Here is a 26,440-nt window from a genome sequence, read left to right as displayed (position 1 = left end):
GCACCAATGGAATTATTCCGGTTCCGACGGTATAAATTACGGCAATGTTGTTGTATTCCGCTCCTATCTGTCTATATTGCAGCGCAAGATATTGACAAGTGACATACCTGTTATCGGATAATGTCATTAGATGAATCATTATTCAAACTCTATAATGCAAAGCAGCATAAGAAGATTTCTACTTTGACAGGAGCACCACCATGACTACGGCAACCAATAGCTTCACCCCCGCGAACAGCACAGGTTTTTCGGCGAAAGTAGCAGGCATTGCCTATGCCGTAGCCGCTACCGTGTTCGGTATCAACCTGCGCGAATCGCTCGATGTGGAAAGCACCGGCGACAAGGCTGACACCGCCTACACCTGGGGCATGTAATACTGTCGGCCGCGGCCGACACAGTAGCGTCAACCACCTGACGCAAGTAAAACGCAGCACATGACAGCCAATCCCGGATTGGCTGTTTTTGTTTGTAACGATGGTTTGAATGGCGCTTTCAAGAGCGCCGTTTTGCGTAGAACTTCCGTGCCGCAGCATAATTTAGTTATGCCGTTTTTTTATATCAACAGCGAAACACTTGTGCGGATAACAGCCATTTCGGGAACGCAGGGACGATAAGCCGGACTTTGCGACAGAGGCGCGCGACATCCTGACAAGGGAGCGGCGATGCGTTGCGGGAGAGTGATGTGATTGCGGAATGACGAGGGCCGCCACTCCGCTAGTTGCCTGGCTTGCGGCCTAAGCCGAGTGCTCGATCGCCGAAGACGCGCTGGTATGGTTGTCAGCCACTGGCGCAGCAGCAGCAGCCGCAGGCATTTCCACCCAGCGTTTGCGCATCGGGGCCAGTACGAACTTGGCTGCGAGACCGGCGGCGATGGTAATCGCGGCGGCGATGATGAAGACCCGGTCCCAGGCGCCGCCGGCGGCCAGCACTGAAGTGAGCGGCACCAGCAAGGCTGCCGTTCCTTTTGCGGTGTACAGCGTACCTGCATTCCCCGATGCAAACTTGCTGCCGAAGGTATCGGCGCAAATCGCTGGAAAGATGGAAAATATCTCACCCCAGAACAGGAATATCAAAGCGGCAAACACCATGAATGCGTAGGGATTGTGGCCGTATTGCATCAAGCCCAGCAAGGACAGGCCTTCGCCGATAAAGACTATGAACATGGTATTTTCGCGGCCGATCTTGTCCGAGATGAAACCGCACAGAGGACGGGTGAAGCCATTGCACAGATTATCGATGGAGAGCGTCATGGTCAGCAGCGGCAAGGTCACGCCGAGCAAGGTAATCGGCAATTTGGCGATACCGAAATCCTTGGCTATAGGCGCCAGTTGTGCGGTTGCCATCAGGCCGCCGGCGGCTACCGCCACGAACATGAGATACATCACCCAGAACACCGGCGTCCTGATCATCTGTCCAGCCTTGTAATCGATCTTGGTCATGGTGAGTTTTTTCGACACCACGATTCCTTTCGGCGGCGCCGGCCGGACCATCAGCATCGCCAGCAGGAAGATGCAGACACCCTGCAGGATGCCGAAGAACAGGAAAGCGCGTTCATAGCCGGACGTCTGGATCATGTTGGCGATCGGGATCACCGTCACCGCTGCGCCGGCGCCGAAGCCGGCAGCCGTCATGCCCGCCGCCAGGCCGCGCTTGTCCGGAAACCATTTCAGCGCGTTGCCGACACAAGTACCGTACACGCAACCGGCGCCGACGCCGGCAATGATTGCCGCCGCATACAGCTCGAACAGGCTGGTCGCGGTCGAATTGATCACCCAGCCGGCGGCCGCAAAGATCGCGCCTACGGCAATCACCGGGCGTGGCCCTAATTTATCCACCAGCCAGCCTTCGATCGGCACCAGCCAGGTTTCGGTCACGATGAAAATTGAGAATGACAACTGAATCGCCGCCTGGCCCCAATGATGCTTGGCATCCATCGGTGTCACAAATAAGGTCCATGCATATTGCAGGTTGGCGACCAAGCCCATGCAGATGATACCGATAATCAGTTGAATCCACCGATTAGGGGCGCCCTTGGAATTACTGGTTTCCATGCGTCTTGTCTCCTGATATTTTGAGCTGCTTATATTTTTATCTGTTGCGACAGCTGACGGGATTTCGGCAATGCGCACTATTGGTGCGATGCCTGATTCTGCGGTGCTTTTCCCGGCCATTCCTTGACGCCGGTCAAGATTGTGCATCGCTGGAAGATTTAGTTTTGTGCCGGCAGCTCAAGCCACCCTTCGCAGCTGTAATTGCCCGCGCTCTTCTTCAAAGGTCTTGCCCAGCAACTTCACCAGCGCGTAGACCGTATCCAGCTGCGGCGTCGGCGTTGCAGTCAGGCGTCCCAGCTCGATCACCGACCCCACCAGCGCATCGATTTCCAGCGCCCTGCCCGCTTCTACATCTTTTAGCATCGAGGTCTTGTGTTTGCCGATTTTCTCGGCGCCGGCGATGCGTTTTTCCAAAGGCACGCGAAAGCTGATCCCAAGCTTGTGCGCAATCGTCTGCGCCTCCGTCATCAGCGCCGCGGCAAGCTCGCGGGTCAAGGGGAATTGGCAGATATCGACCAGGGTCGAGTGGGTCAAGGCGCTGATCGGATTGAAACTCAGATTGCCCCATAGCTTGAGCCAGATTTCCGAACGAATGTCATCCAGCACCGGCGCCTTGAAACCGGCCTTGATGAAGGTTGCCGAGATCTGCAGTACGCGTTCGCTGCTGGCTCCGTCCAGCTCACCCAAAGGAAAGCGCTCGCCCTCGAAATGGCGCACCACGCCAGGCGCGACCAGCTCAGAAGCCGGATAGACCACGCAGCCGATGACGCGCGACGACGGGATCTTTTCGCCGACAGCGCCGGTCGGATCCACCATTTTCAAGCGGCTGCCTTCCAGCGCGCCGCCGGTTTTGTAGAAATACCAATAAGGAATTCCGTTCTGCATGGTGACGATGGCGGTTTCCGGTCCCAGCAGATGATGCAGCTCATGGCTCACGGCTTCCAGCTGATGCGCCTTCAGCGCGAGTATCACCAAGTCTTGCTGGCCAACTTGCCGATAATCGTCGCTTGCCTTGGCCTGGCTGGCGATCTGCTCGGAGCCGTCCTCCAGAATCAGCTTCATGCCGTTGCGCCGGATCGCATCCAGATTGGCGCCGCGCACCATGAAGGTCACATCCTCACCTGCCAGCGACAGTTTGGCGCCGACAAAGCCGCCTATGGCCCCTGCCCCCACAATTGCTATTTTCATGATTGCTCCGTATTTGAAATAAGAAATCCGGGAAGCTCTGCCTTGACTATTCAAAGCGATTGCTTAATTTGCCGATGCCTTCGATCTCTATCTCCACGGTGCTGCCGGGCTTCATGGAGCCGACGCCGACCGAGGTGCCGCACAAGATGACATCGCCTGCATACAACGTCATGTCACGGGAAATCAGGCTGACCAGTTGCGCAGGCGAGAACAGCATGTCGCTGACCGGATAGTCTTGCCGCATTTCGCCATTCAATATGGTCTTGACCCTCAGCGCAGCGGGATCAATGCCGCTGGCCACCACCGGGCCGAAGGGACAGAAGGTATCGAAGCCCTTGGCGCGCACCCATTGCGCAAACGACGGATCGCGATTCAGGATGTCGGCCACCGTCACGTCGTTGGCGCAGGTATAACCGAAAATGTATTGCTCCGCATCCGTCTCGGCAACGCGGCAGGAAGTCTTGCCGATTACAATTCCCAGTTCGCCTTCAAACACCACTTTGCCGCCCGACGCCGGCTGGCGAATGATTCCATGCGGGCGCAGATATGAGTTAGGCGATTTGATCAGATACAGCGGTTCCGCCGGCCGCGACAGATTCAACTTGGCGCCCAGCGCGCCGAAGTTATTCCATAGCGCCAGGATTTTGCTTGGCGCTGTCGGCGTCAGCAGCGTGACGTCGCCGGCATCGAGATAAACGCCACCGGGTTCTGGATTCTCAAACATGACCCCGTCCCAGAGCTGGATGCGCTTACCCTCAAGCGTGCCAAAGCGGATCTCATCCTGATACTTGAAGCTCAGCCAATGCCTTATCATTATTTTCTCTCGTGGAAATCATCGACGATCAGCTATCGTTATCGTTATTGCAGGCAAGACAAGCTGGCCTGATTGTGCGAGGACTTGTTGCAAGGAGCCTTGACGACGGTCAAGATTGCCGATTTTTTAGTCGCCGCAGACCACTAGGTTTGTTTGAATAGCAGCTACTATTCAGATACCGATTTCGGCGCGCTGAACTTCGGCCCAGTTCACATTGAGGCCAGACGGTGAGCCGCAAGCTTCAAGCTTCTCCAGGCAACGGGCCCTGGCGTTTTCAATTGCACCGATCAAAAAATCAGCATCGTAGGCATTCAGCAGATGCGGCTGGTGCAGCTCGACATAAGAACAGATCAGATGTTTACCTGCGCAACGCGCCAGCAAGGAATGGTAGGTGTCGAAGTCCCAGTGCCAGCTCAGTCCCAGCTCGTAAAACGCCGCATTGTAGGAAAACAGCGATGCTTCTTCGGATGGGGCGACGAATGCCGGGTCGATCGTGATGCTAGCCATGATGGTTTTCCTCCAGGTGAAGCGCGTCAGCGCTTGGATTCATCCACATCGTTCTGCAGATGTGAAGCCATGGTAGGGAAAGCGAATGGATAGCAACAGTTAAAATTTTTACGAAAAACGATTAGCAATCACTTATGCGTTGATGCGCAAACAGAATGAAAAACGCCACTTTGCGTCAGCTGAAAACCTTTGAAACCGTGGCGCGCCATCTGAGTTATTCGCGTGCGGCGGAGGAGTTGCATCTGACGCAGCCGGCGGTCTCGCTGCAAGTCAAACAGCTTGAGGAACATGCCGGCCTGCCGTTGTTTGAACAGCTGGGAAAGAAAATCTACCTGACCGCAGCCGGCATAGAAATGCTGCGGCATGGCCGCATGATCATCCAGCAGTTTCGCGAAACGGAAGACGCCATGGCGCAGCTGCAGGGCGTCGCCGGCGGCAGGTTGAATGTGGCGGTGATCAGCGCCGGCGATTATTTTTTCCCGCGGCTGCTAGCCGAATTCCAGCGCAGCCGCGACAATGTCAGTCTCAAACTCACTGTGCATAATCGCGAAGAATTGTTGCGCAGCCTGCACGACAACCTGACCGACCTGGCGATCATGGTGCGGCCGCCTGAAGATGTCTGCATGATCCGGCAAGCATTCGCGCCCCACCCTTACGTCATCGTGGCGTCGCCCGAGCATCCGCTGGCCAACAGGAAAAATATTTCGATGACGCGCCTGCTGCGCGAACCGTTTATCGTACGGGAACGTGGATCGGATACATGGCAGTCGATGCAGGAGAGTTTCGGCGAACAAGTCGAGCAGATCAACGTCGCCATGGAAATCAAGAGCTTTGAAACCATCAAGCAGGCGGTGATTGCCGGCATGGGGATCAGTTTCCTGTCGGTCCATACCATCAGCCTGGAGCTGCAGGTTGGTAACCTGGTGGTACTGGATGTGCAGGGTTTTCCAGCCATGCTGAACTGGTATGTGGTGCATCGCCAGAACAAGCAGCTGCCGCCGGTGGCGATTGCCTTCGAAAATTTCCTGATGAGCGACGGCGCGGCGCTGATTGAAAAATTTACCCGCTTCAAACTGAAGCCATGAACTTGCGCTCAGCTCAGCTTGTCGCTAATTCCTTGTTCTTTCTGGGACGGCCGCCCAGCTTGCCATTTTCACGCGCGGCCTTGGTTTTTGCTTCACTGGATATTTTTCCGCCCATCTTGCCAATCTCGGACGCGATCCAGCGCTTGGAGCCAAGAAAACCTTCCAGCAATGCCGGCAGATAAAGATCCGCGTCAATGTGTGGAAAATGGATGCCCAGGCCTGACGGTGAAATTTCGGCATCCGCAAGTTCAGAGGGCTGCGCATGTTCCAGTCCTTGCGCATGCTTGGGCGAAAACGCCAGCTCCAGACCTGAGGCAAGCACGATAACGATACGGGCTACGCGCCGGTCGTAACGCACCGACACCACGCTCGGGAAAGCCGCCTGTTTCGCGGCAGCGCGCTGATTGGCTGCCTCGAATTGCTTGTCAGTTGTGTTATCCATGCAGTTGCCTCCATTCATCGCAAAGAATCGCCACGCTTGCATTCAGCTTGCCGGCTATCTTTGCGACCTCTTTTTGAGAAAATCCAAAATTCTCTCGCAACTCTGACGGTCCATAGGGGCATTGCAGGTTAAACACCGCCTCACAACCGTTGCCGATAACATGGACATGAGCCGGACGATGATCATTGGGATAAACCGCCACACGAAGTCCGAACATTGCGAGTACAGTCGGCATTATAGCAAAACCTAAGCGAGTTGGGTTATTAAATTCAAGGCAGACTTGAACCATACCCGAAGCCGCTCTAAGCAAAATCCCTAAACTTCCCTCCAGAACTCCGTAAAGCGCAGCATTTGCCTGCAATTTCTCAAAAAAAGCAAAAATCACACGTCAAAGCGGCCGTGCCGGCCGGCGCCAAGCGTAAACCTGGAAGCGCCATCTTCGCCTTCGCCAAATACGATCGGCACGCCATGGGCGCCCTCACGCCGCAAGGCCTCGGCGAGTGGCAAATCCCATTGTTCGTAAGCGGAATGGCGATCGGTCAGCATGCATTGCTGAGGAAAACCGGCAATCTGGCGCGCCAGATCTTGCGCCACCAGTAGCGCCCCGCCAACCGGAGTGCTGCGGTTGATCAAGCCCATTCCCAATGCTTCGACTGCAGCCACCGGACGCCCCGTCAGGATCAAATCCAACGCTCGGCCCATGCCGATCAGGCGCGGCAAACGCACGGTGCCGCCGTCTATCAGCGGCACGCCCCAGCGCCGGCAAAATACGCCCAATACGGCATCCTCGTCGGCCACTCGCAGATCAGCCAGCAACGCCAGCTCCAGCCCGCCCGCAACCGCACAACCGTTGATGGCGGCAACTAGCGGCTTGGAGAGCGCCATGCGGCTCGGACCCATCGGGCCGCTGCCGCCGCCATTGGCGTCGAGCTCATTACGCAAGGCTGGATCGGCGATGGCGGTGAGATCGGCGCCGGCGCAGAAATTGCCGCCGGCGCCGGTCAGCACCGCCACTTTCAATGAGGCGTCGGCTTCAAACCGTTCAAACGCCTGGTGCAATTCGTCGGCCATGGGACGGTCGACAGCATTGCGCTTGTGCGGCCGGTTCATCGTAATGGTGCAGATGCTGCTGTCGGTCTCGAACAAAATGGATGGCATGCTACCGCCTTTCTGCCTGTCTACGGATTGCGAGGAAAGAGCCGTAAGCCGCAATTCCGGCTGCGACGCTCTTCCCCGATACTTCAGTTAGTCACAGCGTCAATCGCCCGCATCTCCCGCGCCGCCACCGACAACATGGCGAGGTCGACATTGCCGCCCATCTGGAAATCGGTCAGCAAGCGGCGATAGCGTTCCAGCGGCGTCCTGCTGGCAGCCTGCCAGGCTTCTATCATGTCCTGCGACTGCTCCAGCGCCGGCGACAACTGAATCACCTTGGCGGTCAAGGCGCGCTGCAAACCGGTCAGGTCGCTCTGCAAAGCAGTCCGCGCCAGCGTCTGCCAATGCGAATCCACCGGCAAGGCGCTGACCCTTTCGCGCATCCAGCCGAAGTTCAGATTAAGGTCGAGCGCAAAATAGACCGCAGCCACCAGTTCCAGGCTACGGCCGGTGGACGCTGCGACTTCGGCGATATCCAGCACCGCGCCGATCAGCTCAGCACTGGCCACCCGTCGCGCCAGCTGTTCGGATACGCCTGCCTGTATCAGCGCATCGCGCTTGGCCTTGAGGGCATCGGCATCGGTGGCGGCCAGCAGCGAGACCAGCTGCGGCCCTAGCTGATCGGCGGCCTGGCGGAAGCGCGCGACCGTGGCTTCAATCGACGCTTCCTGCACATGCCGATGCAGGAACCAGAAACCGGCATGCTCGATCAAGCCACCGACGTCGACAAACATTTGCGCCTGCAAGGCATCCGGCACCTGGTTGTCGAGCGCATCGATGTCTTGCCAGATTTCCTCGAAACCGAAGACTTCGCGCGCAATCACGGTGGCGCGCACCACATCGGCCGGGCTGGCGCCGCTTTCATCGGCCAGCTGGTAGACAAACGTGGCGCCGACCCGGTTGGTCAGGGTATTCACCAGATACGTAGCGATGATTTCGCGCGCCAGCGGATGACGCCGCATGGCGTCGGGATAGCGCTCGCGCAGCGGCTGCGGGAAGTAGGCCGAAAGCGAGCTTGCGATAAACGGATCGGCCAGCAAATCCGACGCCAGCAATTCTTCATACAGCCACATCTTGTTATACGCCATCAGCACCGCGCGCTCTGGCGCCGCCAGTCCTTGCTTGGCGGTCTTGCGTTCGGCGCACTCTTCTTCCGAAGGCAGGAACTCAACCGCACGGTCCAGCCGGCCGGCGCGCTCCAGGAAACGGATCAGGCGCGCTTCCGGCTCCAGCAGGCTGGCGGAGCGGCGACCCGCTACCGACAGCGACTGCGTCTGGTAGTAGTTATCGGTCAAGACTTGCAGGCCGACTTCTTCGGTCATTTCCGCCAGCAGCTTGTTACGCTGCTTCTCGGTCATTTCGCCTTCGCTGACGATCAGGCCGAGCATGATCTTGATGTTCACCTCATGGTCCGAACAGTCGACGCCGGCCGAGTTATCAATCGCATCGGTGCAAATACGGCCGCCCTTTTGCGCAAACTCGATACGGCCGAACTGGGTAGCGCCCAGATTGCCGCCTTCCGCCACCACCTTGCAGTTGAGCTCGGCGCCATTGACGCGGATCGCATCGTTGGTGCGGTCGCCAACCTGGGCATGGGTTTCGCGCGTGGCCTTGATGTAGGTACCGATGCCGCCGTTGTACAAGAGGTCGACCGGGGCCAGCAAGATCGCACGGATCAATTCGGCCGGCGCCAGTTCGCTTGCCGTCACGCCCAGCATCGCCTGCACCTGCGGTGTCAGCGCAATGGTCTTGAGCGTGCGCGGGAAAATCCCGCCGCCGCCGGAAATCAGACTACTGTTGTAATCGGCCCAGCTGGAGCGCGGCAAGGCGAACAAGCGTTCGCGCTCGGCAAAGCTGGCGGCCGGATCGGGCGTCGGGTCAAGGAAAATGTGGCGATGGTCAAAGCCTGCCAGCAGCTTGATATGGCGTGACAGCAGCATGCCGTTGCCGAACACGTCGCCCGACATGTCGCCGATGCCGACCACGGTGAAATCCTGCTCCTGGGTGTTAAGGCCGGTTTCGCGGAAGTGGCGCTTGACGGCTTCCCATGCGCCACGGGCGGTGATCCCCATTTTCTTGTGATCGTAGCCGACCGAACCGCCGGAAGCGAAAGCATCGCCCAGCCAGAAGCCGTATTCGGCAGACACCGCATTGGCGTAGTCCGAAAAACTGGCGGTGCCTTTATCGGCAGCCACCACCAGATAAGGATCGTCCGGGTCGTAGCGCACCACATCTTGCGGCGGCAGCACCTTGCCGTCGACCAGGTTGTCGGTCAGGTCAAGCAGGCCGCGCAGGAAATTCTGGTAGCAGGCCACGCCTTCGCGCAGATACGCATCGCGCTCGCTGGCCGGCGGCGCACTTTTCAGCACGAAGCCACCCTTGGAGCCGACCGGCACAATCACGGCATTCTTGACCATCTGCGCCTTGACCAGGCCCAGTACCTCGGTGCGGAAATCCTCGCGCCGGTCCGACCAGCGCAAGCCGCCCCGCGCCACTTTGCCGCCGCGCAGATGGACGCCTTCAAAGCGCGGCGAATAGACCCAGATTTCAAACATCGGCTTGGGTGCCGGCAGGCCCGGCACCTTGGCCGGATCGAACTTGAACGACAGGTACGGCTTCGGCTGGCCATCGGCGCCGCGCTGGAAGTAATTGGTGCGCAAGGTGGCGCTGATCACGCCCAGGAACTGACGCAGGATGCGGTCTTCGTCCAGGTTGGGCACCCGGTCCATCGCTTCTTCAGTCTGCTGCAGCAAACTGTCGACTTTGGCTTGGGCGCCGGCGCTCTTGGCTTGCGCCGGATCGAAGCGCGTCAGGAACAGCTCCACCAGCTTGCGTGCAATCGCCGGATTGGCGGTCAACGCCTGCTCGATATAAGCATTGCTAAAGGTCGAGCCGACTTGTCGCAGATAGCGCGCATAGGCGCGCAAGATGGTCACTTCGCGCCAGTTAAGCCGGGCTCGCAAGACCAGGCGGTTGAGGTCGTCGTTATCCGCTTCGCCGCTCCAGACGCGGGCAAAGGCATCTTCGAAAACACCCTTGATACGGTCGATCTCGACCTCGCTGTCATCGGCGGTCTGCATGCCGAAATCGTGGATCCAGGCCGGCTCGCCATCTTGCAGCTCGATGCGGTAAGGCCGCTCTTCGTTGACCTTGACGCCCATGTGTTCCAGCATTGGCAGGCTTTGCGACAGGGCCATCGGCTTGCCGGCGCGGTAAATCTTCAGGCGCAAGGAAGCCGGCGCGGCTTCAATCGGACGATACAAACTCATGGCCAGGCCGGCATTTTGCTGCGCGGCTTCCAGCAAGACGATATCATGTACCGCGGCGCGCGCCGCGTAGTCCTCGCGGAAACCGGCCGGGAACGAGGCGGCATAGCGCCGCAACAGACGAGTGCCCTGCTCTTCGCCGCGCTGTTCCAGCAAGGCTTCCGCCATGTCGTCTTGCCAACGCCGCGTGGCTTGCACAATGCGCGCTTCCAGCTGCTCGACATTGATGTCGGTGACAGTGCCAGGTTCGGTGCGCACAGTAAACTGGATCCGCGCCAGCATCGATTCCGACAGCAAAGGCGTAAACTCGATGCCGGTGCCGTTAAAGGCTTCCAGCAGCAAGACCTGGATCCGCTCGCGCAATTCGGTATTGAAGCGGTCGCGCGGCACGAACACCAGGCAGGATACGTAACGGCCGAAAGCATCGCGCCGCACGAACAAACGGGTGCGCTGGCGCTCTTCCAGCCGCAAGATGCCGGTGGCGGTGTCGTACAGTTCATCTTCATCGATCTGGAACAACTCATCGCGCGGAAATTGTTCCAGGATGGTGGCCAGGGTCTTGGACAAATGTCCCTTCGGCACAAAGCCGGCGCGCTCCAGTACCTTGGCGACCTTGCGCCGCACCAGTGGAATTTCGTTGGTCGGCACCATGTAGGCGGTAGAGGTGTACAAGCCGACAATGCGGCGTTCGCCGATCACTTTTCCGGAGGCGTCGTAGCGCTTGACGCCGACATAGTCGAGGTAGCCGGCACGGTGCACGGTGGCGCGCGAATTGGCTTTGGTAATGAAAATCGGCGATTGCGCATCGATGATGCCTTGCGCGCTGATCGGCAGCTTGGTCATGTCGGCGCTATCCGAGGTGCGCAAGGCGTCGCGCAATATGCCGAGGCCGGAGCCGGGCACGCCCTGTAGATAATTTTCACCGGCGTTGACGATCAGTTCGTAATCGCGATAGCCGAGGAAGGTGAAATGGTCGTCCACCATCCACTCCAGAAAGGCACGCGCTTCGGCAATTTCACTCTTCAGCACAGCATCGCTGTTATCCTGTTTTTTCAAATCGTCGATGGCGCCGCTGGCCGCCGTCATCATCTGCCGCCAGTCTCCCACCGCGGCGCGGACATCGCCCAGCACCCTGAGCACGCCGGCCTGGATTTCTTCCATCCGCGCGGCTTCGGTGCAACGGTCGATTTCAATGTGTATGTTCGATTCCAGCCGGGCCCGCTCACCGTCCTTGCCGGCAGGTTCGCTGGCGCGCTGGATTTTTTCAACCTGGCCGCCAGCGTCGCGCCAGACCCGGAACACCGGATGAATCACCGCATGCAAGGTCAGGCCCAGTCGATTGATTTCCGTGCTGACCGAATCCACCAGGAAAGGCATGTCGTCGTTGACGATTTCGATCACGCTATGGCCGGATTGCCAGCCATGCTCGTCGATGCGCGGATTATAGATCCGCACGCGCGGCGCACCGCTGGTGAAATGCCTGCCGAATTGCCAATGCGCCACCGCAGCGCCATACAAATCCGCAACGTCGCGGCTCAGAATCTGTTCTTCTCCAACCTGTGAGTAATATTCGGCCAGGAACGGTTGCATGGTTGCAAACACTTCCGGCGGCAAACGATCTCGCGCGAATTCGACCATCTCTGTCAGCTTTTGCTGTTTTCCATCTACTGCGGCGTTATGCATGATTTTCCTTCGAATAGCTAAACGGTTAACTTCTTTCGAACTTTGCTCTGCATAGATTCTACCCATCACGGCGGCAAAACCACAGGCATTTTAAAAAAACAACCCGGCCGCCGGATTCTTGTCATTGTGCGGTAAAACGTTTGTGATAACTTCCCCGGCTTGATAAGGCGTCCAGCTCGGGTTAGCCGACACAAGGAAAATCATGTCGCAACGATTTCATAACCCGGTAGCCATCCATTACGGCGCCGATTGCCTGCAAGATCTGCCGCAAATTCTTGGTGCGGGGAAAGTGGTCCTGGTGACTTTTCCTGAAGCACGTGCGCTCGGACTGGTCGACAAAATGGCAGGGTTGCTGGGCGATCGCCTGTCTTATGTCATCGAAGATATCCAGCCCAATCCTGACGTTGCCGGATTGGCGGCGATGTACCAGCGGTTCTGGCGTCAGGAGCAGGCATGCGACACCGTAGTGGCGCTTGGCGGCGGCAGTGTGATCGATACCGCCAAAGCGCTGCTGGTGGGCACCGCCAGCGACAGTTTCCAGGAATTGCTGGCGCTACTCGCAGACGGCAGGCCGTTCACGCCGCCCAAGACAAAGAGACTGGTCGCCATCCCCACCACGGCGGGAACCGGCAGCGAAGTCACACCCTGGGCAACCATTTGGGATGCCGCCAACCAAAGAAAATACTCCCTGCATCTGGACTGCACCTGGCCCCAGGCGGCGCTGGTCGATCCGCAATTGATGTTGAGTCTGCCCAGGCAAGTCACTATCTCCACCGGACTGGATGCTTTGTCGCATGCCTTGGAATCGATCTGGAATGTCAACGCCAACCCGATTTCCGACACCTGCGCGGTGTCGGCGATCCAGGACATCCTGTCTTGCTTGCCGGCGCTGGTCGACGATCTTGGCAACCTGGCGCTGCGCTCGACCATGGCGCTGGCAGCCCTCAAAGCCGGGCTGGCGTTTTCGAACACCAAAACCGCGCTGGCGCATTCCATCTCCTACGAAATGACGCTAGGTTATGGATTGCCGCACGGGATCGCCTGTTCTTTCACGCTGCCGATGGTGTTGCGCATGGCCTGGGGCGCAAGACCAGATCGCGACGCCACGCTGCAGCGCGTGTTTGGCGCTACCCGCGACGAGGCGGAACAGCAACTCCGGAATTTCCTGCATCTGTTTGACGTCAAGACCAATTTTTCCGACTATGGCGTCGCGCGTCAAGAGGCACGGCAGATGGTCAGCCGCGCGATGCAGGGCGCGCGCGGGAAAAATTTTATCGGCAAAAATGAAATGCTTGCCTTTCCCTGAATCCAGCTTTTGCCGCCAAGCGGCAGAGCTATCGGGCTGGCCGAATCGCGGTCAAGCCTTGCCACCAGACAGTCAGACAAGTCGGCCCTGCTGCAACATGGCGCTGCATTCGCAGGCAGCCATTCGATCTCTCCCTTTTTTCCGCAGCCACGCCGTCCGCCAGCCAACTTGGCCCGGACGACAACATGCCATCGCTTGTTTCACTGTCCTTGCGACTGTGAAATTCAACGTATCCACGCCACATGTCATTTCCATCCGGTTTTCATGTTCCTCATTCGGTAAAATATAAATTCATTAAATTCAGTTAATTCATTGCAGTTAACGAATTTGGCGCTTATGATAAGTCATGTGTTGCCGAAAGTCATTTTTCTCTGTCGGCGACACCATCGCCGACACCCCAAATCATAAAGACCTTTACGGTACTGCGGCCGCCCCCGACGCCAGATAGGGATAGCGCTTCGCCGCAAGGAAGGTCGACATGGGTTTTCGCGCAAGAAATCAACCGCCTTTTTTATTGGATTTTTTCTCCAAAAGCCATGGCAAACTCAAAACCTCTGATTGTGCTGGAACGGATTCTGGCGTTCGAATTGCCGCAATGGCTGGTTGACGCCTTGATCTTGAGCACCACCGCCCAGCTGGCCGGTCACTTCCATTTCAACTCGGCGCTGACCACCACCGCCCCAATTCACTCGGTGCTCTTGTATTTTTGCTGCGCGATTGGCGTGCTGACTTTTTCAAAACTGAATTTGTATACATCGTGGCAAGAATGGTCGATGCCGGCGCTCTTCATGCGCCTGGCTCTGGCCTGGGGCGCCATACTCTTGACGGGATATTTTCTCAGTTTCATGATTCATGGCGTGGGCGGCTTGTCGCGCCGCTGGCTGGTCTATTGGTATCTGATCAGCATCGCTTTCCTGGCCTTGCACCGGTTGCTGACTTATGCTTCGGCTTGCCACTTGCGTAAGCGCGGCATCAACAGCCGGCGCATAGTGATTGTCGGTTACGGCCCCACCGGTCAGGAAATGCACAAGCGCGCGTTGCGCAATGCCGCAGCGTTGTATGACGTGCGTGCCATTGTCGCCACCCGCGAGCAAGCGAACAAGCTGCACGATCCCGCCATCGATCAGATCCATGGCTACGATCAGATCCATCATTATGTAGCCTCGCATGAGATTCATGAAGTCTGGATCACGCTGCCGATGAGCGCAGCGCCGCAGCTCAAGCAGTTGCAACACTGCCTGCGCAATACGCTGGTAGACATTCGCTGGGTGCCCGACACCTCAGGGATACAAATGCTCAGCAATCTAGCCGTCAATTTTCTAGGGATTCCGGCGGTAGAACTGAATCGCCCGGCGCCGAGCGGCGCGCATGCCATCGTCAAACATTTGCTGGACAAGCTGTTCGCCCTGGCGGCGCTGATGTTCCTGGCGCCGTTGTTTGCCGTCATCGCAATGTGCATAAAATGCTCTTCTCCCGGCCCTGTATTCTTCAAGCAGACAAGGCTCGGCCTCAACGGGAAAAAATTCATGGTCTTCAAATTCCGCACCATGAAACTGCACCGCGAGCACAACAAAATTACGCAAGCCACCCACAATGACCCGCGGATAACCCGGATCGGCCAGTTTTTACGCCGCACCAGCCTGGATGAGCTGCCGCAGTTCATCAATGTGCTTTTGGGCGACATGTCGGTCATCGGCCCCAGGCCGCATGCGCTGGAACACAACGAACTCTATGAAAAACTGCTGGAAATGTACATGGTGCGTCACCGGGTGAAACCCGGCATCACCGGCTGGGCGCAGATCCATGGCTACCGGGGAGAAACCGACACCGTGGATAAAATGGAAAAGCGGGTCCAGTTCGATCTGTATTACATCCAGCACTGGTCATTCCTGATGGATTTCCGGATCCTGGTCTGGACCGCCTTCAAGGGCTGGACCGGTAGCGCAGCGTATTGATAGCTGCGGTTTGGCTATCCGGCCCAGCTGCGCCTTGCCCCTTTTCTAGAAAGAAAGCGTTAGCGCAAGCGGCGCCGAACCCGCCGTCAACCCCACCACCTCGCCGCTTTCGGGGCAGGCCCTATCGAACTGGGCAGGCTGGAACTCGCTGATGACGCAAGTCTTGGCGCCATTTCTGGCGAAGCGATAGGTCCCTCCTCCCTGCGTAGTCCCACTCCAAGCGATATACACCGTGCGCCTTTGCTTTACTGCCTCCAGGCTGCTCAACGTCAGCAGGTAGTCGCCGCCATTGGTCTTGGCGGCGACAAGTTGCGTCTGAGCGATCCTGGACAGCAAATGCTGCATCGCCAGCATTGCCGGTTTCGGCCGGCCATCAACGTCGATCAAGCCATAATTGTCCTCTATCGAGCGGGGATCGCCTCCGGCGTCCTTCCAGGCATAAATATTCAGCAATGAAAGCCGCACAAAAACACTGGAGAGATATTCTCTCAATACCAGCATTGCTTGGCCGTTCTGGTCGCGCGTCGGGGCAACGCTGGAATATCCCCACTCTGAAGCGATCACCGGCGCGTTGCTTTTGTCATATTTGTGCATCACCTGATGGATTTCTGCGAAATCGTTGATCAGCGATTCCGGCTTCTGGCGATAAGGATGGATCGATATCCCGCTCAGGCAGGTTTTCAGCGAAACGTCGAGTAATTCGTCGTAGGGCGAGCCGCCATCGGTATGCGGCATGTGCGAGAAGCCGAAGCCAAACACCTTGTACGAGTTCGGACTTTCCTGGCTTTGCAAAGAACTGCAGATTTGCTGTACCGAGGGCACCAGGACCGGGTGTAATAATTCAGGCTTCAAAAAGGTCGGGATTTCGGGCTCGTTCCATAACTCCCATAAAATATCGGGATCGGGATGCCGGCCCATGAAATCCACGGCGAAATTTGCAAAAGAAATGGCGGACTGGCTGGCCGTGTGGCGGCTAGCGGCTGCAGAATTCTGCTCACCCCATACGTCCGGGCCGCCGAACAATGTCAGGATCGGCTTGAGTTGCACAGCGCGCAATCTGGCCAGCAAACCGGCGTAGTCTGGATTTTTCCCGGAAATGGCGGCAACCGGCGGCCGCACGCCGAACCGCACGTATTCAAAGCCAACCTTTTTGATCAGCTGCAAATCCTGTTTCGAGACCCGCGCCGGATCAATCTGGATGCTGATGGCGGTCGGATATTGCGACGGGATATTGGCTTGCTCAAGCGCTTCGGCCCGGCCGCCAGCCAGCACGCAAAACACCAGCGCCTTAAGGGGAAAACCCATGTTGGTCTTCATGTATGCTCCTGCATGGAAAATAGCGGGATTTCAATGGTTGCGCGCAGTTCCCCAAACAGGTTCTGGTAGCTGGCCACGAACTTGGCTGGCGCGAATTTCTCCTGATAGGAATGGCGCGCGGCGTCGCCGTATCTGCGCAAGGTAGCCAGATCCAGGTCATGCAATTTCTGCGCAAGATCGGCCGCAGTGCAATTGAATACCAGACCATTGACGGCATGCTCGACGATCTCCGGCAAGGCGCCACGGTCGCTGGCGATCACCGGCACCGCACTACGAAACGCCTCCAGCACGGTCAAGCCGAATCCTTCGTTACGCGAGGGCACGATGAAAACATCGGCACGCTCATAGAAATTATCGATTTCGGCGTGATCGATCCAGCCGTAATAATGCACGTTGCCTGCGACAATTTTTTCAATCTTCAGATTGCCTAGCACAGCGTCGCCGACAATATGATAGACAAAATTCGGCCTGCTTTTTTGCAGGACATGGATAGCGTCGACCAGAATATCGTAGCCCTTTTCCCAATCCAGGCGAGCAGCAAACAGGATGTGCAGCTGCTCGTCGAATTGAAGCCGTGCCTGAAGCCGGCTTTCCCGGTCAAGCACCGTGCTTTGGATAAGAATGTTTTTCTTGGAAAAGCCGCATTTGCGATTGATCTCATGCTCATGACGGGAGATATTAACCACCGCGTCGGGAATGTAGGACATGCACCTTTCGACAATCCGGCTCAGCGTTATCACCAGCTTGCTGCGATCGCGGAAGCTGGCCCAGCCGTGTGCGCAATACACGGTTTTCGTATTGCGGGCAAGCCACGGCTTGGCCAGGCACAAAGCAACGCCGGCGAACGTGCTGTGCGCATAGACAACATCCGGTTTTCGTTGTTTTGCCAGCCGCACGATGGCAGCGGCCAGCCGTAACGGCCCCAGGCCCTTCCTGGAATGCGAATGCGGCTGGATTTGCTTGGAAACGATTTGATCCGCTTGCGCCGCCGGGATCAGGTATTCAAAATCGCAGTTAAACTCCTTGCTGAAATACTCCAGCGTATCGAGGTAGGTGGCGATGCCGCCCTTGATGGTCTCGGCTACGTTCAAGATGTACAATGGTCGCGCGCGATTCATTCAAATCTCCTCGAAAAAACCGGTAGGCCCGGTGGTTATCGACGGCGACGGAGTTGCTCCCTCCTCTGCCGTAAGGTAATTAATCCCGAAGACGCAAAAGGCGTAGGCGCTCAAATGCCTGAAGAACGAGCCCAGATCCGGTTCAAAGAATGTCTGAATGGCGAAATTGGCGATCAGCAGCAAAAACAAAGGGTGGCTGCGATTGCCTCTGTTGAGCATGACCAAGGTAAGCAGCCACAGCGTGGAAGAAAGGATCAGTTCCTGCACGCGCAGGGAAAACAGCGGGGCAAAATAGAAGCGGACGGCGGCGAAGAAAGAATTCGGAACAACGGTAATCACGCCGCTGGGCACCAGGACATTCGTGAACATCGTTTTGGAGTCGGACAATCCCTCCCGGTTTGTATTGGCGACATCGCGCGCCTGCTGCAATTGATCCCAGAAGTCGCCGGGTATGGCGCAGCAGAGCAAGATCATGCCGAGGATCAGGCAGATGCGCAGCTTGCCACGGCTGCTTGCCACCACATGCATGGCCAGCATCAGGACGGCAATGACGGCGTAATACACGCGGAATTTCCATGCATACAACGCGTACAGGGCAATAATTGTCATGATTTTCTTGCGGTTCGACAGTTGCATGGCGCATACCGAACAGGCAATCAAATTCAGGATGATGACGATGACTTCCTTGGACAATTTAAGGTTGAAAAGCGCGAACGACAGCATCAGGAGAAACGCGAACAACAGATCAATCAGCCGATAAGATCTCTTGCATACGTAGACAATCACCGTCGCCGTCGCCAGCAACAGCAGGATCTGCGACCATTCCGGTCCGATCACGGCGTACACCATGGCGGTGCTGGTAAACGAATCCTGTAGCGAGATATCGAGATCGGTATATCTGATCAGGTCGGTGATGGTCTTTTCATCGATAAAGAAATAATCAGGGAGAAAAATCCGCTGATAAAAATAGATCATGCCGCTTAACACCAGCAAAAAAATCGCACTGATGACGCGCATTTCCGGATTGATGCGCGTGCTATATAATTTTTTCATAATCGGCGTTTGTGCCTGTCCAAACCGAAGCGACCGCGGCAGACTCTTGATAAACGGACGAGTTCAGCAACGCCGACACCTCCTTTTTGAGTCTGAGCGTCAGCCGCGCCTTGCCCGTTCCTACGCATGTCTCCCGCGCGTGGCTCAACAGATCCAGCGTGTGTTCTACGTCCGGTATCGGTGAGGAAATGAAGAACCTGCTACGGCCGACCAGTTCAAAAAAAGATTTGACCTTGACGTCCCAGTTAAGCCCGATCGCAGGTATGTCCAGGGCATAGGCGACGATGCTGGCGTGCAGCCGATGTGCGATGATGTAGTCGCAGGAGCAGATGTTAGCGACCAGCTGAGCCGGCGCACCGGCCCGCGCCACATTGATGATCGGCAGCCCGCCCAGACCGGCCGCCAGCGTGTCCTTGAATGCTTCGTCTTCAGGATCGCCGTTGGTAAACAATTTGACGAGATAGCCGGCAGTTGTCGCCTGGCGCGCCAGATCTTCGAAGAACCTTGAAATTTGCAAGCCGTAGGCCGCCTCATCCTTGACGCCGTGATTGATTTCCAGCGGACAGGAAATGCAAATACCGAGCACGTTGCCGGTATGCGCTCTAAGACCGCATTGGGCAAAAGTCCGTTGCGAATAAATTGCCGGATCGGGAGTGATGCAGACATCGCCATCGATCGCCAGATATTTTTTCATGTGCTGCGCTGACAGCAGATCACGGGCGCTAATGCGTATCGGCGCCATATTCCTTACAGCGCGCTGAAAAAGATTGGCGCCGATCTTGGACATCCGCTTCGATACGCCCACTGAAAAAATAGCCACCTTGCCGGATTTACCGATCGACTTGATGGTTCTTGACAGCAGGAACAGCTTGATCGGGAAATTCAGGTGAGCGTCCATGAACAGCTGGCCGCCGCCGATCACGATCAGATCGGCGTCAGTCAGCAGCTCGGCCCATTTATGACGCCAGCGCCACCAGTATTGCAAGCAGAAATAAGTGCACACAACCGATGGCCGGAGGCGTCCAGGCACCCGGTTGATCAAAGGCTTCCTGGAAATGGTAGAGGCGTCGTATCCGTCACGCCCTGCTATATCGAGCGCGCTGATATGCGCGGCCGGCGCCAGCTCAGTCAACAACTGCCGTATATTTTCATAAATGACGCCGTCGCCCAGATTCGGACTATACGGAACAGCGCAAATCACGATTTTCATAAATTGATAGCCTTTAGACTTTTCTTGATCTGGTAAAACATGATGACTGCGGCCGCCCCCAAACCGAACACGGTGGGTATCAAGACGTTGCTGATTGAACGGCTTCCGTTGAAGAAAAAAGCGAACAGGAAAAACAGGAAACCGACCGCCACCGCCCAGCTGGCGTAATGGGTCAGCCTGAGCGCCTTCAAAACCGTACGCCCCCCCTGGATGGCGGCGAAAATGACGGGGAACAAGACGTAGTCGCGCATGTTGAGGCCGGCGTATTTGACGCCGAACAGCAGGCCGACCAGTGACTCCCCCGCTGCCCACAGCAGCAAGCTATAGACAAGACTAAAACCCACCGTAACCAGCATGAAGGTGCGGGCCATCGTCGCAAATTTGGCCGAGCGCTCCTCCGCCAGGCGCGACAGCTTGGGAAGCTGGTAGTTGGAAATGGCGATATTCAGGTATTGCGCCGGCAATACCAAGGTCATCACGACGCGGAAATTGGCCGCCAGTTCGGCTTGCTGGCGCGACATGTAGAAAATCACCAGGCCGTGCGTCATTGCCCACACGAGGATCTGGCTGAAGGTATTATTCAGCCCGAAACTCAACCAAGGCATTTTTTCAAGCGGATAACTGCTGGTTTGCGCAGTCTTTACTGCCATGCCACGGGAAATCAGGCTGCTCGCAAGCAGCAGCGGCAAGCCCAGGAAAATCAGCACTTCATTCAACTGATACGGACTATTCTTCGGAATCAAGGCGATAGCCATGCATACACCGGCAAACTGCGACAGCGCTGGAATGACTGATTTAAGACTCTTGTTTTCCAGGATGGCGATGGAACGCACGGTCCAGTAAGCGATGAAACCGGTCAAGGCGAATATCAGCGCCAGCACGAAGTACGGCGGCGAGTCAGGGATATGCCCCACGAGGTAAATCGTCACAGGGATACTGGCAAGGGCGAGCGGCGCGTGCAACTGCATCAGTAGCGACTTGCTGATGAAGTGGTCCGATTTGGAAAAGACCAGCAGCGGCTCCATCACCGTGCAACCATGGATGATATTTAAAAGAATCACCGCCGAATACACCGCAGAAAACGAGGCAAAGCCCGCCACGCTCAAATATCGGGCAAGTAAAGTCTGGGTACAGAAAAACGACAGGGTAAAAATCGCCTGTTCGAAAATGACCTGGAATAAAGCACTAAATTTTTTCATGGCTCGGGCCTCAATGGTTTGACGCCGGTAAAAAAACGAGAGAAAGAGCCGCAAGGTGACCCGCGCTCCCCCTCCCCCGGTTTCGGGTTGCTTTCAGGTTGTGAGGGGCTTGCCTTTCTTGTATGAATAGGCGGTATAACGGTAGCTCCCATATTTAGAGCCGTAGCCATATTTGCCGGCATTAGGGTCCAGGCCATTGAACAGGACGCCTTTCGGATGCGTGCCGTTTTGCACCAGGCGTCTCGCCGACTCAAGAATTTCGCCGATTTTTGTGACGCCGGAACGGGCCACCAGAAAGGTGGTGCCGGATAACTCGGCCAAAATCGCCGGATCCGCCACCGCCAGCACCGGGGGGGAATCGACGATCACGATGTCGTACTGCTGGGCCACGGCTTGCAGGACGTCGCCGACACTACGCACCATAAGCAGTTCAGCAGGATTGGGAGGCAATTTTCCGGTCGACATGAAATCCAGGCCCTCGACCACGTTCTTGTGTATCGCCGCCGATACGGACAACGTGCCGGACACTAGTTCAGACAAGCCTCCGTCTCGTTCGAAACCGAAATATTCATTGAGATGCCCCTTGCGCAAGTCGGCGTCGATCAGGAGTACGCGCTTGCCCGAGGATGCCACCACCGCGGACAGATTTGCCGCAATAAACGATTTGCCTACACCAGGCGCCGGGCCGGTCAGCAGCACGATATTATTTTTTGCTTCCAGCATGGCGAACTGCAAGGCGGTACGCAGGCTACGCAAACTTTCTATCGCCAGGTCGCCAGCTTGCGCCACCGCCAGCAAGGAAATTTCGTGCGGCCGTGTTCTCACCTGCTTACTCAGCGCCAGCTGTGCATCGCTGCGAGGAATGGTCGAATACACGCTCAGGCCGGTATGCTGTTCGATCTCGTTGGCGTCGGTTACCCCGCTGAACAGCATATTGCGGACAAAAGCCACCGTTATACTGCCGAACAGGCCCAGTAGCAGGGCCACCGGCAGCACGATCAGCTTTTTCGGCTTGACCGGAATTTCAGGCAATGCGGCGACATCGACCAGGCGCACGTTGCCGATCTTGCCGGCTTTGACCAGCTTCAGCTGCTCGATATTGCTGAGTAGCCCGGTATACAGCGTGGTGTTGACGGTGACATCGCGCGTCAGCCGCAACACATCCTGTTCATTATTGGGAAAGCGTTTGATCAGGTTATTGACGTTTCCCTGCTCGCCATTCAAGGCCTGAATTTGCTGGTCGACCGCTTTCAAGGAGGGATGCGAATCGGCAAAGCGCATGGCCAGATCCTTGCGTTTCTGCTTGAGCTCCAGCAACTGGGTTTGCGTATCCACCGCTTTTTTCAGCACCATCGCGCCTTCGTCGCCCATGCTGATGCTACCGAGTTTGTTGCGCAGGGCGTTATACAGATTTTCCGCGTGCTCCAGTTCGCTTTTCAGCTCCGGTATCTGCTCGTTCAAAAAATCGAGCGATTTAGCCGCTTCGGCAGATTTGCGTTCAATGTTTTGCCGCACATATTGCTGGCCGATCTGGTTCATTGTGTCGCGCACAATCCGCGCATCAGGCCCCTCCCAGATAGCGCCGATCACGCCCGATTGCTTGCCTTTTTCAACAATCACCAGCTGCTCTTGCAGATCGAGGATGGTTTTCAACCTCGGATTGCGGATCAGTCTGAACACAGTTCCCGGCCTGGCGTTGATATTGGCCACTCTGAGTTCAAGATCGCCATCCTCGACTGCAAATTTTTCCAGTTTGCCGACACTGCCTTCAAACACATTGTCGAATTCCCCGCTACTCAGGCGATAGCGCCCGCGCGGCAGCACTTCCAGCTTGAATTTTTTCTCTTCAAGCACCTGCGGCACATTGAAAATGTCGGCAGCGATGCTTTCATTTCCCCATGCGTAGCCGCCAAGGCCGAACAATCCAGGGGTTGACAGTTTTTTATTGTGGCGGGCAATCCAGCCGCCAATCAAGGGGAAGTGCTTTGGATTCTGATCGATGAAAAGATGCAAGGCATCGACTGAACGCGAGACCACCAGGCGCGAACCGAGTATCTCAATTTCCGCCGCCGCGGTCGACTTGACGTCGAACATCGATGACATGTCGGCCAGCATGTTGCTGGCCGCCGCACTGGCGGAATTATCCTCGACCTGGACCAGGATGTCGGCCTGATATATCGGCGTGCCGAGAAAAGCATAGAGCGCGCCGAGCGCGACGAAAACGGCGGTGACGATGCCGATCATCCAGCGATTGTCGACCAGTACGTCGAGCAATGCTGCGAGATCCAACTCGTCATCCCTGCCAGCGATAATGTGCAGCGGCTGCGTAAGTTTGGTCATCGATAGCTTAGTGATGGTGTGGTGGTGTCAATCGGTGGTCTGCGCCTGGCCGCGGCTCGGCTGCGAGCGCGGCGACCTGCTTGCCACTATGCGTTCGACCCAATCGTCCACGCCTTGGTCGATCAGTTTCAAACAGCGTTCAAACTCGCTGCGCGGCCGCTGATGCGGATCGAAGATATCGAACCGGCCATATTCCCCAAGGCGAAACAGCTTGCCACGCGTGGTCGGGTAATGTTTTTCAATGAACTGCTTCTGTAGCACATCCATGACCAGGATCAGATCGGCCGATTCGCAATGCCAGGCGTGCAATTGCTGCCCCCGGTGCGCCGTGATATCGAGCCCGCGCCGGCGCATCAGCTCTATCGAGAAAGGGTCGGCCGGCGCGCCGGCGGCGGCATAGATCCCCGCCGAACTCAGTTGCACATCAGGCAATTTCTGGGCGAACGTCGCGACGGCCATGGGGCAGCGGCAGATATTGCCGATACAAACGATGAGGATGGATTTGATCAATTGTTCTTGTCCACTGCATTCCGGTAGTTGACCGCATTGGTCGAACTGCCGATGAAGAGCGCCATGATGCGGCTGAAACGCACCAGATCCGGGGCATCGACGTACACCACATCCTTGGCTTGCAGCTCGAAATTTTCCGCCAGCGCCAGGCTCAACGGCGATTTGCTGTCCAGATGGAAGATTTCCGGCATGCTGCCGTCAGGCGCCGCGCGCACCACGTAGATCGCGCTTGGATCGCTGGTTTCCGCCAGCATGCCGCCGACCTGGCTCAACGCATCGCTCAAGGTAAGGCGACCATTGCTGCGCAAGGGCACTCCGCGCGGATCCCTCACCTCGCCCGCCACCATGATCTGATTGTCGGTAAGCGGCGTCACTCGCAGTAAGTCTTCGTTCCGCAAGACTATTTTGGCGGGGCTGATGCCGTGCTCTGCCAATTCGGGAATGCTGATCCGGTAATTCTTGGCGTCGCGCGTCAGAGTGATGCGAGTGGGATCGCCGGACGAACTGATGCCGCCAGCCTGGTTGAGCGCCTCCGCCAGCGTCATCGGAACGTCGGTAACCGCCTTGACGCCGGCGCTGCGGACTTCTCCATCCACGTATATCTTGCAGCTACGGTAGCCGATCACGCGCAAGGTAATCTGCGGATCGCGGATGTATTTCTTCAACGCCGCCATCAATTGCTGCTGCGCCTCGGGCTCGGTCAGCCCGCCTGCCTTGAATCTGCCGACGTAGGGGAACTGCACGTTGCCGTCGTTGCCCACCGCGTACCCTGGCAGCGTCTGCGCGGCCAGGCCGACATTGGATAATTCGGCGCCGCTGGCGCCGATCGTATAGGTCAGGTTCGGCACCACCAGCTCCGGGTGATCCCAGACAATGATGGACAACACATCGGCCGCGCCGATCCGATAAGGTTCCGGCTTTTCAAGCAAGGCCAGGTAGTACGCCATGCTGGCCTGCGCCTGCTGCAAGCGTTCGGCGCGCTCTTGCTGCACCAGCTTGAGGGTAATCGGCTTGATCACTGGTTTCGATTCTGGGTCAGTGACGTCGACCGTACCCCGCGCATCGAATCGCATCCCGGGCGCCAGCGCACAACCACCCAGCGCCACAGACAGGAGTAACAGCACGATTGTTTTTTTCAATTGAACTCACACGTAAAAATCACCCGGCAATCACCGGGAAAATACCAGGAGCATTGCAAACCGGACTGCCGCGGCCCATGAGCGTTGGATGAACGGTTTCCTTGCCTGACACATCTGGTCCAGCGGGGGAAAATAAAATCACCAAAAACAATATATTCGTTACATTATTAAATATAACAAATTAAAATTGATTTTAATAGTGATTTTTAATTGCGTTGCAGAAAAATATCTCTCAGGCCGGTGCGAAATTCGTGCCTAGATTCCGTGTGGCATATCGTGCAAGTATTGATAGATATACTGTTGCGACAGGCACGAAGGACTTACTATGTGTGCAAGCAGAAGTCGTCCGGATTGTTTTTAGCCAACCCCGTGGTTGGCTCTGGAAGCGCTCTCCCAGTTAGCCTCACGAAAACCATTCGTCGCTATGGATGATCGGCATTTCATAGTTTGATAAAATACTTAACTAAATCAATTACCCGATGCCAGCAGTGAAACTCAATCAAAGCGATGTCACTACGCAAGAAGCTGCCCGTCTGCTGGGGATTTCCGTCACCTCGGTCCAGCAACTTGTAGAACGCGGAATCCTGGTTGCCTGGAAGACCCAAGGCGGCCACCGGCGCATCCCGCGCGAGGCGGTGGAAGCGCTCAAGGCAGAACGCAGCGATCTGCTGGAAGACAAAGGTTCTCTGTCTTCGACACTCAGCGCCTTGATCGTTGAAGACAATGCGCTGCAGCGGAAGGTGTATGAAAAGCAGATTTCTTCCTGGGATATTCCGCTCGACATCAGTTTTTGCGAAAACGGCTATCAGGCGCTGATGGAAATTGCCCAGCGCAAGTACGATATCCTTCTGCTCGATATCGTGATGGAGGGCATCGACGGCTACGAGATCGTCAAAACGGTGCTCGCCAAGCCTGATCTCCGGCATATCGACATCGCCGTCCTGACCACGCTTGGCAGAGACGACCTGGAAGCGCGCGGCGGCTTGCCGGACGAGGTGTTGTACTTCCAAAAACCTATCGTGTTCGAAGAACTGCGCGGCTTCTTGCGCGGTTGTGCGGCGCGCAAGGCACGTCAGACTCGCCTGAACGCAGGCGCATGATC

At 56.8% G+C, this 26,440-nt stretch carries 21 protein-coding genes; 5 read left to right on the top strand and 16 right to left on the bottom strand.

The window, feature by feature from the left end:
- The first annotated feature begins 200 nt into the window (after positions 1-200).
- Positions 201-374, top strand: a complete 174-nt coding sequence (locus tag ABI171_RS12795) for a hypothetical protein (RefSeq protein ID WP_348092933.1) — start codon at positions 201-203, stop codon at positions 372-374.
- A gap of 360 nt (positions 375-734) precedes the next feature.
- Here the strand turns inward: ABI171_RS12795 and oxlT are convergent, their stop codons facing one another.
- The 4 genes from oxlT to ABI171_RS12775 form a co-directional block, all read right to left on the bottom strand.
- Positions 735-2,051 carry an oxalate/formate MFS antiporter gene (gene oxlT / locus ABI171_RS12790; protein ID WP_348092932.1) on the bottom strand — a complete coding sequence of 439 codons (1,317 nt, stop codon included), beginning with the start codon at positions 2,049-2,051 and terminating at the stop codon, positions 735-737.
- Positions 2,052-2,228: 177 nt separating this feature from the next.
- Positions 2,229-3,239, bottom strand: coding sequence for a 2-dehydropantoate 2-reductase (locus ABI171_RS12785; RefSeq protein WP_348092931.1), 1,011 nt, complete (start codon positions 3,237-3,239; stop codon positions 2,229-2,231).
- A 46-nt stretch (positions 3,240-3,285) separates the two neighbouring features.
- Positions 3,286-4,053, bottom strand: coding sequence for a fumarylacetoacetate hydrolase family protein (locus ABI171_RS12780; RefSeq protein ID WP_348092930.1), 768 nt, complete (start codon positions 4,051-4,053; stop codon positions 3,286-3,288).
- Positions 4,054-4,224: 171 nt separating this feature from the next.
- Positions 4,225-4,560 (bottom strand): hypothetical protein, encoded by a 336-nt coding sequence (locus ABI171_RS12775; RefSeq protein WP_348092929.1) that lies wholly within the window; start codon positions 4,558-4,560, stop codon positions 4,225-4,227.
- Between the two features lie 155 nt (positions 4,561-4,715).
- On the opposite strand from ABI171_RS12775, the gene ABI171_RS12770 reads away from it, so the two are divergent.
- On the top strand, positions 4,716-5,645 hold the full coding sequence (locus ABI171_RS12770) for a LysR family transcriptional regulator (RefSeq protein ID WP_348092928.1): 930 nt from the start codon (positions 4,716-4,718) through the stop codon (positions 5,643-5,645).
- A 13-nt stretch (positions 5,646-5,658) separates the two neighbouring features.
- Here ABI171_RS12770 and ABI171_RS12765 read toward each other — a convergent pair whose 3' ends face one another.
- The 4 genes from ABI171_RS12765 to ABI171_RS12750 form a co-directional block, all read right to left on the bottom strand.
- The gene (locus tag ABI171_RS12765) at positions 5,659-6,087 is read right to left on the bottom strand and encodes a DUF2442 domain-containing protein (protein ID WP_348092927.1); all 429 of its coding nucleotides are present in this window, start codon (positions 6,085-6,087) and stop codon (positions 5,659-5,661) included.
- Positions 6,080-6,472, bottom strand: a complete 393-nt coding sequence (locus ABI171_RS12760) for a DUF4160 domain-containing protein (RefSeq protein ID WP_348092926.1) — start codon at positions 6,470-6,472, stop codon at positions 6,080-6,082. The genes ABI171_RS12765 and ABI171_RS12760 overlap by 8 nt, the downstream gene beginning before the upstream one ends.
- Positions 6,469-7,245: a crotonase/enoyl-CoA hydratase family protein gene (locus ABI171_RS12755; RefSeq protein ID WP_348092925.1), complete on the bottom strand. Its 777-nt coding sequence runs from the start codon at positions 7,243-7,245 to the stop codon at positions 6,469-6,471. The genes ABI171_RS12760 and ABI171_RS12755 overlap by 4 nt, the downstream gene beginning before the upstream one ends.
- 83 nt (positions 7,246-7,328) lie before the next feature.
- Entirely contained in the window at positions 7,329-12,191 is a 4,863-nt protein-coding gene (locus tag ABI171_RS12750; RefSeq protein ID WP_348092924.1) for an NAD-glutamate dehydrogenase, read from the bottom strand.
- Positions 12,192-12,393: 202 nt separating this feature from the next.
- On the opposite strand from ABI171_RS12750, the gene psrA reads away from it, so the two are divergent.
- On the top strand, positions 12,394-13,497 hold the full coding sequence (psrA, locus tag ABI171_RS12745) for an iron-containing alcohol dehydrogenase PsrA (RefSeq protein ID WP_348092923.1): 1,104 nt from the start codon (positions 12,394-12,396) through the stop codon (positions 13,495-13,497).
- A gap of 536 nt (positions 13,498-14,033) precedes the next feature.
- Entirely contained in the window at positions 14,034-15,452 is a 1,419-nt protein-coding gene (locus tag ABI171_RS12740; protein ID WP_348092922.1) for an undecaprenyl-phosphate glucose phosphotransferase, read from the top strand.
- Between the two features lie 45 nt (positions 15,453-15,497).
- Here ABI171_RS12740 and ABI171_RS12735 read toward each other — a convergent pair whose 3' ends face one another.
- From ABI171_RS12735 to ABI171_RS12700, 8 genes are all read right to left on the bottom strand, one after another.
- A complete protein-coding gene (locus ABI171_RS12735) occupies positions 15,498-16,769 on the bottom strand; it encodes a hypothetical protein (protein WP_348092921.1) in 1,272 nt (423 codons plus the stop codon).
- On the bottom strand, positions 16,766-17,887 hold the full coding sequence (locus ABI171_RS12730; protein ID WP_348092920.1) for a glycosyltransferase: 1,122 nt from the start codon (positions 17,885-17,887) through the stop codon (positions 16,766-16,768). The genes ABI171_RS12735 and ABI171_RS12730 overlap by 4 nt, the downstream gene beginning before the upstream one ends.
- A complete protein-coding gene (locus tag ABI171_RS12725; protein WP_348092919.1) occupies positions 17,888-18,940 on the bottom strand; it encodes a hypothetical protein in 1,053 nt (350 codons plus the stop codon).
- On the bottom strand, positions 18,924-20,150 hold the full coding sequence (locus tag ABI171_RS12720) for a polysaccharide pyruvyl transferase family protein (RefSeq protein ID WP_348092918.1): 1,227 nt from the start codon (positions 20,148-20,150) through the stop codon (positions 18,924-18,926). Before ABI171_RS12720 ends, ABI171_RS12725 begins: the two co-directional genes overlap by 17 nt.
- Positions 20,147-21,349: a hypothetical protein gene (locus ABI171_RS12715; protein ID WP_348092917.1), complete on the bottom strand. Its 1,203-nt coding sequence runs from the start codon at positions 21,347-21,349 to the stop codon at positions 20,147-20,149. The genes ABI171_RS12720 and ABI171_RS12715 overlap by 4 nt, the downstream gene beginning before the upstream one ends.
- A 93-nt stretch (positions 21,350-21,442) precedes the next feature.
- Positions 21,443-23,689, bottom strand: coding sequence for a polysaccharide biosynthesis tyrosine autokinase (locus ABI171_RS12710; RefSeq protein WP_348092916.1), 2,247 nt, complete (start codon positions 23,687-23,689; stop codon positions 21,443-21,445).
- Positions 23,690-23,716: 27 nt separating this feature from the next.
- Positions 23,717-24,199, bottom strand: a complete 483-nt coding sequence (locus ABI171_RS12705; RefSeq protein WP_348092915.1) for a low molecular weight protein-tyrosine-phosphatase — start codon at positions 24,197-24,199, stop codon at positions 23,717-23,719.
- Positions 24,196-25,338: a polysaccharide biosynthesis/export family protein gene (locus ABI171_RS12700; protein ID WP_348092914.1), complete on the bottom strand. Its 1,143-nt coding sequence runs from the start codon at positions 25,336-25,338 to the stop codon at positions 24,196-24,198. The genes ABI171_RS12705 and ABI171_RS12700 overlap by 4 nt, the downstream gene beginning before the upstream one ends.
- Before the next feature lie 479 nt (positions 25,339-25,817).
- Here ABI171_RS12700 and ABI171_RS12695 point away from each other — a divergent pair, with 479 nt between their 5' ends.
- Positions 25,818-26,438, top strand: coding sequence for a response regulator (locus tag ABI171_RS12695; RefSeq protein WP_348092913.1), 621 nt, complete (start codon positions 25,818-25,820; stop codon positions 26,436-26,438).
- Positions 26,439-26,440 lie beyond the last annotated feature (2 nt).

The organism is Collimonas sp. (genome assembly GCF_039923675.1).
Lineage (GTDB): Bacteria > Pseudomonadota > Gammaproteobacteria > Burkholderiales > Burkholderiaceae_D > Collimonas.
This window is presented reverse-complemented; position numbering and strand designations above follow the sequence as displayed.